The organism is Psychroflexus sp. MES1-P1E, assembly GCF_002836055.1.
In the GTDB taxonomy this organism is placed as follows: domain Bacteria; phylum Bacteroidota; class Bacteroidia; order Flavobacteriales; family Flavobacteriaceae; genus Psychroflexus.
In genome coordinates, this window is the sequence record NZ_PJBS01000344.1 from 1 (window position 1) to 12627 (window position 12627).

General features: G+C 32.0%; 8 protein-coding genes and 2 pseudogenes. 1 reads left to right on the forward strand and 9 read right to left on the reverse strand.

What is annotated here, in order from left to right; all coding sequences use genetic code 11:
- Window positions 1-128: 128 nt before the first annotated feature.
- The 3 genes and pseudogenes from CXF67_RS19095 to CXF67_RS15550 form a co-directional block, all read right to left on the reverse strand.
- Window positions 129-1928: pseudogene (locus tag CXF67_RS19095) on the reverse strand (DUF262 domain-containing protein).
- Window positions 1929-2096: 168 nt separating this feature from the next.
- Entirely contained in the window at window positions 2097-5228 is a 3132-nt protein-coding gene (locus tag CXF67_RS15545; RefSeq protein WP_145990491.1) for a hypothetical protein, read from the reverse strand.
- Between the two features lie 171 nt (window positions 5229-5399).
- Window positions 5400-6146 carry a hypothetical protein gene (locus tag CXF67_RS15550; RefSeq protein WP_102089573.1) on the reverse strand — a complete coding sequence of 249 codons (747 nt, stop codon included), beginning with the start codon at window positions 6144-6146 and terminating at the stop codon, window positions 5400-5402.
- A 455-nt stretch (window positions 6147-6601) separates the two neighbouring features.
- Between CXF67_RS15550 and CXF67_RS15555 the strand changes: the two genes are divergently transcribed.
- On the forward strand, window positions 6602-7570 hold the full coding sequence (locus CXF67_RS15555) for a transposase (RefSeq protein ID WP_102086906.1): 969 nt from the start codon (window positions 6602-6604) through the stop codon (window positions 7568-7570).
- Window positions 7571-7731: 161 nt separating this feature from the next.
- Here CXF67_RS15555 and CXF67_RS15560 read toward each other — a convergent pair whose 3' ends face one another.
- The 6 genes and pseudogenes from CXF67_RS15560 to CXF67_RS18505 form a co-directional block, all read right to left on the reverse strand.
- Window positions 7732-8646, reverse strand: coding sequence for a protein-glutamine glutaminase family protein (locus CXF67_RS15560; RefSeq protein ID WP_102089574.1), 915 nt, complete (start codon window positions 8644-8646; stop codon window positions 7732-7734).
- A complete protein-coding gene (locus CXF67_RS15565; protein WP_102089575.1) occupies window positions 8647-9555 on the reverse strand; it encodes a hypothetical protein in 909 nt (302 codons plus the stop codon).
- A gap of 225 nt (window positions 9556-9780) precedes the next feature.
- A complete protein-coding gene (locus CXF67_RS15570) occupies window positions 9781-10527 on the reverse strand; it encodes a hypothetical protein (protein WP_102089576.1) in 747 nt (248 codons plus the stop codon).
- A 153-nt stretch (window positions 10528-10680) separates the two neighbouring features.
- The gene (locus tag CXF67_RS18365; RefSeq protein ID WP_180957991.1) at window positions 10681-11595 is read right to left on the reverse strand and encodes a hypothetical protein; all 915 of its coding nucleotides are present in this window, start codon (window positions 11593-11595) and stop codon (window positions 10681-10683) included.
- A 95-nt stretch (window positions 11596-11690) separates the two neighbouring features.
- Window positions 11691-11936 (reverse strand): annotated as a pseudogene (locus tag CXF67_RS15580) (tyrosine-type recombinase/integrase); the annotation flags it as partial.
- Between the two features lie 485 nt (window positions 11937-12421).
- Window positions 12422-12627: hypothetical protein (locus tag CXF67_RS18505; protein ID WP_219621043.1), on the reverse strand; the 206-nt coding region annotated here is incomplete at its 5' end.

Sequence of the window (12627 nt, forward strand, 5' to 3'; positions counted from 1 at the left end):
AGGTTATCAACTAAGTAACCTAACTACTGACCGCATAATAAGAGCCGTATGAATTGAGAGGTTCAAGTACGGTTCTGTGAGAGGTTTAGGGGTGAAATTCACCTTTACCTACTGGACTGTAGGGCGTTTTATTCTATATTTCGTTTTATAATACCTTTTAATAGTACTTCCCTTTCACTTATGAATTCTTGGAAATTAAGAAAGTCTAAGTCAATTTTTTCTGGAATTTGCAAAGTGTTTCTAATATTACCATTATGATTTTCTTGTTCAAAAATCCATTTTTTTAACTCAGATTTATTTTTGGATTTATTCAGCTCTTCTGATAATAAAGTCAAGTTTAAAATTGTATTGTAATAGTTTAAATAGAATTCCCTAGTTTCATCGTCCTTTAATGTTTTAAGATTAGCTTCATTAAATTGTGATTTTGGGTGCATATGGTCAATATTTGGATTTTTAAACTCAAAGTTAAATGAAGGGAATAGAATTGATAATACATAAAAACTATCCAAACTGTCATATGAAGTTTGTAAGACAGCATCAATTTTTTCATCGTCCATATAAAAACTTCTATTTGTTCCCTTAAATTTCAATTTCAAATTTTCTAGTGGAAATAGTGTTGTCTCGTTTTCTGAAACAATAGTTTTTATCTTTTTTAAAAATCCATCAGAACTACCACCAAATAACTTGTTTAATAAAGAGATATGCAGATACTTCTTTATTAAAACCTTGTGTTCTATATTTTGATTTTCCTTATTTATATTCTCGTATAGTTTAGATTTATACAAAAAATAGATAATCGGTATGGCTGCATTTTTAGCACGTAAAGAATGGTTATTAAACGAAAGGGATTTAATTAGCTCGAAAGTTGACTTAATGCACAGAGTAATTACTCCCCATTCTTCTTTTATTTTTTGAATTGTAGCAGAATCAAAGTTTTTCAATTTAAACTTTATATCTGACGAGAACATAACCAATGAGGTTTTTAGAACAAAGTCTTGGCTAATGTTAAAACCAATTTCTTTAATCTGTCTTATTAGACTATCTATTTCCTCTCTTGCTCCCCTTGAAGATTTGCCTTTCTCCCAAGATGCTGTAATAATTGACATTAATAAATCTGCAAAAGACAAAGTTGTACCACCTGAATTTGTTCGAATAAATTCATAAAGAACTTTGTCAAAATTTTGGTCTTTTTCTAGGTAGAAATTTATTATTGGCTTTTCGTTTATTAGTTTGAAAAGCTTTAGTAATGTTTCTCCAGGAAATCCTCCAATATCTAATTTATGTTCTGATAAATACATCACAACACTATGTTCATTAGTAAATTCGAGAATTTTACTAACACCAAACCAAAAACAATCTACAATTTGCTCTTGGTCATTTTCGTCTACTATTCTTTTCGTTGTTTTTTCGTTATCTTTTTTATGGTTATTATAAATTAGAAACTTGAAGTCATAAACTTTTTTGTTTTCATCATTTTCAATTGGATTCAAAATATCTAAAAACAAATTTCTACTTGGATAATTTATTTCATCCTCTCTATATTTTTTCTTTTTATAAACATAATTTTTGTAAGCATAACTTCCTTTAAGCCCAATATATAAGCTATTTAATCTTTGTTGACCATCAATAATTGCTTTAAAATTTTTGTATCCTTTTGTTTTTCTTTCCTCATTATTCCCTCCCTTGTATTCTACATACTTTTTCAGAAAATCATAAAACCTAAATTTGTTTTTTATTTCTTAATCGGAAACCTCCCAAAACATAAATGTATTAATTGGATAGTCTTGCATAATTGAGTCAAACAGCATTTCAATTTGTTTTGTATTCCAAACAAATCTTCTTTGTATTGCAGGAAGCAAGAAATCTCCTGAATCAATATTATCGATTGCTTTTTTTATTGTTATTGAACTATCTAATTCGTTTGCCATTTATTAATGTTTTAAATTTGTCAATATTGAATATCGCTTTTCTCAAATGCCCTACAACGGTCAAGTATAAGCGTAGTGCGGGATTTCGGAGCGATTCACTGTCCGCCCACTGCAAATTTTCTTAGGAGTTAAAATGTTTATTTTTACTATTTCAGCCCGCATTATCGCTTATACAATGTTGGCAGCTGGCATTTCTTCTTTCTTTGAATCCCTAATTGGTTCCTTTATTTTTAAGTCTCGAATAACCACAACTCCATCCGAACTTAATGTCATAATCCTTTTTTCATCTTCTGAAAATGCTACGAAAGTCACTTTCTTTCTTCTATTTTCTTTGATTTTATCCCCGTGCCCTGTAAATGAGTCAATTATTTTGCCCGTTTCTGTAATTGCGATATGGACTGCATTTGATTCTTGATGTCCGTAACCACCTAAAGTTTTTGGTTCGTATCCTTCTTCAGATAAAGCTAAAAATTCACCTGAAGGGCTGAAACAAAGGAAGTTCTTGCTTTCTATTTCATTCCATTTATGGTATTGATGGTAGATGTTTGATTTTGAATTATGAATATTTTCTCTCAATTCAATTTCATCTGTTTTAGATTCAAAGAGCTCTTCATCAATCTTTAAAAGGTAAGTGTCAGGGGTACTGTCATATGTTGCGAAATAACCTGTTTTTGAAAATCCACAAACCCAAGAAGCGTATCTAGGATACCTACTTAAATAAGAATCTATAACTAATAATTCATTGTTCGATTCAACATAATCAAGCTTGAATAAATGTATGAGACCTTTAGAAGAAGGTTTACCCACATAAGCAAAATATTTGTTGTCGTAACTGAATGCTGCATAGTTATAGTACGCTAAATCTTCAGGAAAGAGTATTTCAGTCGTAATATTCGTTCCAACTATTCCTATTTCAGTAAATTTTTCAACTTTAACCACTGTTTGTGAAGTGATTTTGGAATGGTCATCGATATCAAGTTCATCAAAACTAGACTTGTTTTTTTCAAAAAATTTTCGCCTGTTCTTATTAACCCTGTCTTTTTCTCTCTCGTACTCTTGCATCTTAGTAGGGTTCATTGAAATAAACATAGATGAAGTATCCAAATCTCTTCTATATTTGGATACTTCATCTATGTTTATTTCATTACCATTTAATTTATTGAAATACCTTGTTTTCAGAACAAGTTGTGAATATAACATGCCATCAGGACTTAAAAATCTATAATGGTGATAATTTGGTGGTGTAATATCTGAAAAGGTTAATGGGTCAAAAATCTTTACATCCCTTGTGCCATCTTCCTCTATAATTAGACTTCCTTCTTTGCTAAATGATAAAAAATTACCTGAAAAAAATCGGACTGTTTCATTTTTTTCAATATCGAACCATTGGTATTTGTTACTATCATCTTGAAGAACAAGAAATTGACCATTAGGAGATAGATGTGATTCTTGGTATTTGTTAGAGTCAAGTTTTATTTCTCTCTCTTGATACTTTTTTAACGATGTATTGTAAAGCGACAAGTAGATGTGATTTATCCTTTGAGATACTATTTTGCTTAAATCTGGACTATGAGCCTCAATAGAGCCTAAAACTGAATCTTTTATAACAGCACTCTTGGGGTTTATGACAATCTTATTTGAGCTTAGTATATGTCCTTGATTAAACTGAAAGTCGGACGCATCTTTGAATAAGGAATGCTGTGCTTTTTTTTCATCAAGTTGAATTTTGAATTTTCTTGATAAGTCAAATGCATTCAAATAATTGTGTTCACTTGAATGCTTTTCCTTACCTGCAAACCACACAACTTCATGACTTTTTATTAAATCATCATTAAGTATTTTAACTTTCTCTAAAACTGAATATTCTAAATTTGAGGTCTCGAAAACAGAATATGACTCTTCATCCTTCACAAATAGGTAAGCATTATCATTGACGGTATTAAAACTAAAAGAGCATTGCACAGGAAATTCAATTACGTTCTTACCCCTAAATACATAATTTTTACTACCCGCTTTTGCAATTAAGCAATGATCATCATAATCTATAATTCGAAATGAATTAGTTGGCTTTATTTTTATCGTTGAAGTTTGATTATCAGTATATATTACAGAAAACAGATTATTTTCACTTGTACGAGAAGATGCAGACCATACACCATCTCTTTTTCTAAGCGTAATACCTGTAAAAATTCTTACGGATTTTTTCTCTATGATAAAAAGCCCTTTAAGCGTAGGGAATACTTGGTGTTGAATTATTTCTTCTTTCTTCACATCGGCATCAGGCAGAGAATGATTGAAATATGTTTTGTTTTCAGGTAACGAGTCAATTATGCCTTCCTTTATATTATTGGTGTCATCGGTTAAATCAGTAAACTGGCTAGACCCGTTGAGTTCCGATCCGAGATGTAAAAAGTCTGATTCATGAAGACTTAGGTCATTGGAATAATCAATGTTTAAGTCAAAACCATCAAGTTCATTATTAACTTTTAAATTAGCTGAATCAAGTCGCAAGTTGTTTCCGCGTCTATCAATAGCGTTCTTGGACGTCTTGGCAATTTCGATGTATTTATTGATGTTCTTCGTATCCGAAAAAATGATTTTTTGATTTTGGTTGATCGAGATTTTTCCACGCTCTGAACTATATTCGTAATCTGCTGCGTTTTCAAAATTTCTGATCTCGGTAAAGACATTACCTAAATTGTTTATCAACTTGAAACAATGTATGCTTTGGGTGGATTTTTTGAATAACCAAGCTTTGTTTGTTTTTGGCAGAATTTTAATGGTTTGATAATCATTGGTTAGCTCTCCGACAATTGAGTACGAATTTGTATTGTAAATACCAAGATTTACAATTCCATTGGACTTTGTTCCCAATTCAGTTATAAATAGGAAATTGGATTTGTCAACTTGATAAATTTCGGTCGGACTGTAATGATTTTCTGTAAGTAGAATATTCTTTACTTCATCATAAAGTTGAAGCCTATCCTTCATGAGGAAAAACGAATATTCAGAGTTATCAAAAACAAAAGCTTTTTTGTATTCGCTTGAACCAAGTCGAAATGCGTCTCGTACATTTATTTCTTGTTCATATATTTCACCTTTGTAATCACATGTTGCTGTATAGATTCCTGGTTCGTCTAGCCTTTGTATTGATACAGTGCTTCCTTGGGATGTCAAAATTTCCTTTACACAATCCCCCTTGTGAAATATCTTAATCTTGATATCATCTTTTGTTGCCAAAATTTGGAATTGACTGTTTTTGTATCCAAAACTTGGGAATATGTTAAAAGGTCTTTGCATTTTATGTTGTCTTTTTTGCTTGCTGCCGACGTGTTTGTGTAAGTAAAGTTGCATTATTTATGCAATAAAGTTACTAAATAAAACACAAACCTAGAAAATCCGATAAGATTTTCGTAAGTAGGCTTTTACCAGCAATTTTTTTTACACGGTGTTGGTAATCAGGCTTTTTTTTCAGAGCATTATATTTTCTTTAGTCCATTCGTCATTGTCAAAACTCGAAAATATTACTGCATCTAATTCACAAGGATAAATATTTGCCTTTAAACACAATTCTTGAATTCCGTTTGAAACAAAGTGATAATATCCTTTATCGCTCAAAGGTGATGAAGTCAAACTTACAGGAAATCCAAAATCATTTAGCCAACTTGCAATTCTCGAATCAATCGGAAGTTCATATTTAGTCAATCCTAAAGCTTGAAGAAAATTCCTTGATTGTTTTGGTCCAAAACCCTTTAGCCAGTCGTTCAAAAAATCAGCTAATTCTCTTTTAGTTTCTTTGGATTGATTGTCATTTAAGTATTCTAATTTCGATATTATATTCCAATTGTCTACTTCAATTTTTTCAATATTCTCTGCGAAAAAAGCGGAAATTTTATTGACATATCTTGTTAGCCCGTTTTTCTGTAGAATTTGTTTTATTAATGATTCTATATTCTCCGATTCAGCGATTAATTCAGACGTAACTGGAAATGGTTTTAAGCTTAAAAATTTTCCGACAACCGAATTTGGTCCCGAACGTTGTTGGGACGTCAAAAGACACATCATTAAATTCAGAATTATGATATTCTTATTTATTTCAATGTTATTTTTTTCTACATTTCTTTCTCTCCGATTTTTCAAGAAAAAATTGTCATTTTCTTTCATAACATTCTTTACTTTTTGAATATCAGATTCGTTAATGTTCCAAGAAAATTTCATTTAATTGGGTTTTTTTTAGCTTGTTGCCAACGTCTCGTATATGAAAAGTAGCGCTTAAAGTAAGCTATAATTTTCTGATGATACACAAGCCGAATTTTTAAATTTACTAATTATTTTATTTTTGGGAATTTGTCAAATTTAAAAATTTGGCGACTTTTCAAAAATGCCTAAATCATTGTTTTAGAAACGACTTGCGCTATTTTTTATATACATCTTAAGTTTGATTTCTCTTAAAACAATTAACTTTAATTATAAACTAGAAAGAAACAGAGAGAGGATCAAGGTTATTATATACATTGAGGACAGAACCTGGTCAATCCCGAAGCCTCGGGATAAACCCCCTCTCTTTTACTACTAAAATTACGTTCTCCCGATACCTATCGGGACTGTGAGGTCTAGACCTCGTTTTTAAGATGTTGTGTCATTGATGATTGTTCTTTCATAATCTAATTATTATGAATAAATATAAAGAAACTTTTGGAGTTGACATCAGTAAAGATGTCTTTGATGTTCATGGCAGCAAAAGTGGTCACAACCAGTTTAGTAATTCACCTATCGGATTTAAATTATTTTTGAAGCTCTTGCCCGAGAGCAGCTTAGTCGTTATGGAGGCTACAGGCTACTATCATTACAGTCTCTCACAGTTTCTTTGCAAGCATAAAATAGTAGTTTCTGTAGTCAACCCACTGTCTGTAAAATGTTTTATCCAGATGAAATTATCGAGGATAAAAACAGATAAGAGAGATGCTCAGGCCATTTGTGATTACGGGATCTACAATACGGTTCCGCTCTACAATCAAATTAGCGATATGCAATCTGAATGTAGACAATTACTTAGCCTAAAGGCGAATTACCTCAAGAGGAGAACCAGTACAAAGAACAAGCTACATGGTGAGGGCGTTTTGGGTATACCATCAAAATTGGTTGTACAGTCATTGCTGTTAGACAAAAAACATATTGATAGAGAACTGGCTAAGATTGAGAAAAGGCTACTGTTGCTAGTTAAAACAACATCACAGCGCGAGCTCACCCTATTGAAAAGTAGTCCTGGAATAGGGGACAAAACGGCAGTTTTTTTAATTGTTGCTACGGACTCCTTTAATAAGTTCAGCAATGCTTCGCAGCTTTGTAGTTACTTAGGAACTACTCCTATGATAAAACGTTCTGGCAGCAGTGTTAGAGGGCGCAGCAGAATAAGCAAGATGGGAAACAGAAACCTGAGAAACCTAATGTTTATGTGTTCTATGTCTGCCTATAAATATAATAAGTCCTGTAAGGCTATTCACGATAGGATTGTAAGTAAGGGTAAGAGCAGTAAACTCGCATTGATAGCCGTGTGCAACAAATTGATTCATCAAGCATTTGCAATCGTCAGGTCTGGCGTGGAATATAACCCACACTACATTTCAATACGAAAAAATTAATTTAAAAAATTAGCAACTTGATGGTAATAATAGCTTGTTGGATTGGAAATAAATTGATGAAATCGGTTTATTCCACTTCAATAATGCCAAGCAACACTTTTGTCAAAAATTAAATGAAATTAAACTTGGATTTTAACTCAGTTCTTTGTTGGCGGTAGTTTTTATTTGTTTACCCAGAATACGACTCTTTCATTGTAATAATCCATCGCTTCTTTAATTAGTTTAGAGTGATTTTCAAGTAAAATTCTCATCGAGACACCGTTTAGTTGATTACACCTCTGTTGTGCTGAAAATACACTTATCAGGTTTTCTACTGACCCAAGAAGTGTTTTGATTTCCCCATTTTGGTCAGAATAGCCACTATCTAGTTTTTCTTTTAGAAACATCGCAACGTCATTTACTGCTAATTCACGTTCAACAGTAGCGTTATCATACATAGTTACAGAACCATCTACTGGTTCATATGGATAAAAGTAGCCGTCAATTACAGGTGATTTTCCATTATTTTGTGTATTGAAAAAATAATACTTAGCATCTAAAAAAGTATATTTTGAAACATCACTGTTTTTTATTGAATTTAACCAATCGCCTAGCAACATAGGGGCTTTTTTTCTAATTGAAGGGTCAATCACCAATGTGTCAATTTTGTTATCACTCTTTCTAAGGATACATGGTGCCACATGGTATCCCCATTTTATTGTGCTATCTGGAGCTAATCCATTTTCATCTTTTATTTCTAATTGGGTAGAGTTACCATCTTCAAGGTCTATTGGAGCAAATAACCAGACTTTGGCATGTTCAATATCCAAATCTTTAAGCAATTTATGCATCATTTCAGCTCTTTGCTGACAGCCACCTTGCGGATACCTAAACTCCATTTCTGACTCAAAAGCTATTTTGTTGAATAATTCAGATATTTGAGGTTTAGAGTAGGTTTTTAGTTCGGATAATTTTTTAGTAAACTCACCACAATTACAATTAAAAGTAGGTTCAATTTCAAAGTATTCTTGTGCAATCGCACTTTTATTAAAAAGAAACAATAAGGTAAATATGCTAAGGACAATTAAGTTTCTCATTTATTGGTGATTTAGTATATTAAAGGTTACGTGATTGTAAGGCAGTCGAATGGAATTATCTTGTTTATTTACAACGAGACCAGTTGAACGTTGATAAATCCATTCATTCCAAGGAAGCTCATTTTTTTTAACTTGAGCCACCACATAAGTACCTATTTTGAGTTTTGCTATGTCCACTGCATTTGTGTCAAAGTCAAACCCAATTGTAAATTGTTGAACAATCTTATTTTTATTTCTGCTAAGTAATAGTCCTAATACTCCTTGAGCCATTTTAGTGAAAGGAGCTAAAGTTGAAAATGAAGCATTTACTAGGTCAAGACCATTTTTTATGGTATCACTTTCAAGTACTTTTAAGGCTTCATCGTCTCCGTCATTGCTTACATTTACAGTCTGTACTTCGAATTGCATACCATTTGAAGGTACTCTTAAACCAAGGAAGACAAAATCACCTATGTTTCCTGCCCCTTCACCTTCTTTAGATTTAAATTTTTGTTCAAATTCAATCAAGGCTGTTTCATTTGTATTTTCTTTTGCATGTTTACATTTAAAATGCATTAAAACGTTGTGCCTACCCCAACCAGGATAATTCATTGTATAAAGACTTCCAAGCTTTATATTGACGAGCTGACCTTTTAAATTTTGGTCTGGTTGTAATGTGGTTGCAGGTTGAATATCTAAAAAATTATCACCATCACTATCCATGGCGATATATCCGTATGCGTGTTCAGTTCCTTTCCATTTGGCAGTTTCGAGATCAATAGTTTCTGGTAAGTCTTCCAAATTAGTTTCAGCTAATTGTGGATTTTCTTCAAGAACTGCTGAAAGTCTGGTAACCGTTTCCCCATCACCGAGTTCGGTTAATAGAGAAATAGCTTCGTTCAAGTTTAACTCTGAGAATTTTGTTTTCATAGTATATGTTTGTGTTAATTACCGCCAACGGCTCGTATAAGAAACGTAGGGCAGTTGACAAGCGATACGTTTCGGTTTAGTACTTAGCTAAATATAAATATTTTGCTTTTATCTTTTCTTCTATAAATGCCAAATTTTATATTTAGCGGACTTCATTAATATTCAAAAACCTTTCGGCTTAGCACAAACGCCCTATGTTTTTTATACATTGTTAGCCACTGGCTTTTATTCAATTTGATGTTCAAATCCAATATCATTTAAGTCAGTTTTAAGTTGCTCATAGTCCTCGATATCAGGATTTATTTTCTCTACAATTTCTTTCGTGATTAATCCGCCTCCGTAAATATATTCAACTAATTCTATATCTAAAGTCCTATCTTCAAATGTGTCATCAAAATATTCTTCCGCCCAATCTTTATAAGTTTTTGGGTTGCTATCAAATATGTACATTAAATCGCTTGAACCATCTAAATAGTCATCGTTTGGATATTTTATTTGTCCGACATTCCAATTAGAATCGCTCTGTTTTCTCCAAATACAAAATGTAGTTCCTGAGCTTTTAACAGGTTCTCCAAAAATAAAATTGTGAAATTCATTAGGTAGACTATCGACTACACCTTTACTAATATTTTGAACTAGTTCAGTTTTCTTTTCTTTGCTCCCAAATAGCTTAGCGAAAAAAGATTTTTCTTCTTTAATTTCAATTTCTTTCCAATCACACATTTCACTTTCGTGTGCAAATCCATTTATCACGCATCCATTTGAAGAGAATAAAATTTTTATCTCATCTCCAGAACCATTTCGCATTTCAAAAAATTCCTCATTTTCATCCCATTCTTTTTGGTATGAGTAATATCGAGATTCCCAGTCTTGTGAAATTATTGCGTCTAAAACAGATATTGATTTACACAACTTTTTAAAGTTCTCAATATTTGGTAAAAGATTCAAATTTTGTGTAGAAATATTATTCATTCAGATTGGTTTTTCAGCTTGTGGCTAACGTGATTGTGTATGATTAGTGGCGTGTTTAAGTACCTAATTTAGCAAATAAAAACCGAATAGAAAATCAGCTAGGATTTTCGTGAGTAAGCAGGAACCAGCCATTAATTATACACGGTGTTGCCATTAGTTATTTTTCATTCTTTTCAATTTCAGAACGTAAAATTGCACTTTGTCATCTATATTCCAAATCATAGAATCTCTTTCGTGAGAAACCACGGTAAATGAACAATACAACTTTTTATCTAAATAAAAACTCAATATGCCCTTTTCATTGTCAAATTGCCATTTCCATTTTCCTAAATGTATTGTCTCTGTCCAATTTTCAATATTGGTGTCCATAATTTTGAGCTTTCCATTTCTTTTAAACTCCAAATTCGTGTAATCTTTATTCTCGTTTTGTTCAATTTTTATTCGATTATTAGCCAATTTCACAAAATCATCTTTTTTATTCAGAATTTTATAAATGGTAATTGAATCGGCTTTGAAAAAGTTTATGTTTTCATTATTGGTGAACCATTCTGTTTTTTTAAATTTTAAATTTTTGATTTCATTCTCAAAATCTTTTAGAGCTACTTGATTTTCCTTTTTTGAGTATTCTCCGTAAGCTATTTGTTTTTCAAAGTCTACAGTTAAATAGTCGGTAAAGCAACTAAAAAAGTCATAATCGCCTTTTACTCCATTATCAGAAGTTTCATCTATTTTAGAAGGTGCAATTAAATAATATTTTCCGACTTTAAAGTTCGCAATATATGGTCGACATAACATTCCGTTATCTCCCCAAATTTTTATGGTTTTTCGTTTCTCTGAACCAATGTATTTTTCAATAACCTCTACTGTCATTGACAAAGGCATTTTTCCATCATAATCGTCAATCTGTTTATTAAGAAAATCTGAATATTCAATTACTTTCACTAACGCTACAAATTCGGAACCTTTTGAAATATTACTAAATGAACAATCTCCAGTGCACTCACAACTACAACCAAATGATTTTATTGAAATCAGTAGTATAAAAAGTATGACGAAAGTTTTTTTCATAATTAATGGCAACAATGGTATACAGAACATAATGTTCTATATACCACCAATATAGGATATATATAACATATGTTTTATATATCTTTTATATAATTCTAAGAATCAAGAGGATTTTTTATTGTTTTAAAAGTATTTGTTGCTACATGAGTATAAATTTCTGTAGTTTTTGAGGATTGATGACCCAATAATACTTGAATTTGTCTTAAGTCAACTCCTGCCTCTAGGAGATGTGTAGCAAAGCTATGGCGAAGCATAAAAGGAGTTACTGTTATTCTGATCTTTGCTTTATGAGCTGCGGTCTTCACCACTTTAACTACAGATTGACCGCTATATTTTCCTCCTTTCTATAACTTTTCGACTTTGGATTAGAATTAATATAAAATGCCTGATAATTATTATCAATTAAAATTGTATCGACAGGAGCACTGAAAGTTTGTTTAATCTTGTTTTGCTCAGGAGTAATATTTTGCTCACAGCTCAATGAAAACAATAGAATCAATAGGAGTCCAATAATTTTCATCAATTTCTTAAATTGTTTCTGTTTCTATGCTCGAATGTTTACAATCTTCGCATGACATATTGAACCAACCGCTTTCGCACGGCACAATAGGTATATCCCCGCGTATTGGGTCACCAAGACCATAATTCCGCGACTTTTGATTTGCGTAGATGTATCGGTCATAAACCACGGTATTCGAACTACCACATTTTGGACATGGATCACCTGGTTCACTTCTCTTAGTTTCACCTTCTTTCATATTTGTTTGTTATGTTTTTAATAAAAAAATAATCGTTCTACCATATCTACAATCAACTATTATTTGTACTAAACTTTATTTTTATTAACGGTCTGTGTATAGTGCGTATCCCAAAGGTTATGCACTATACACCTTGTGTGTGCTTTGAATGGTAAATATAGTTCTTTCACAAGAATGTCCCAACGGGTGAAAGTCCCCAATGCACGGAGGTAACGCTCTGAAGCATTAGTAAGCCGCAAGGGTGTTAAGGGTGACCTTAGAAGTGAAGTAAGCG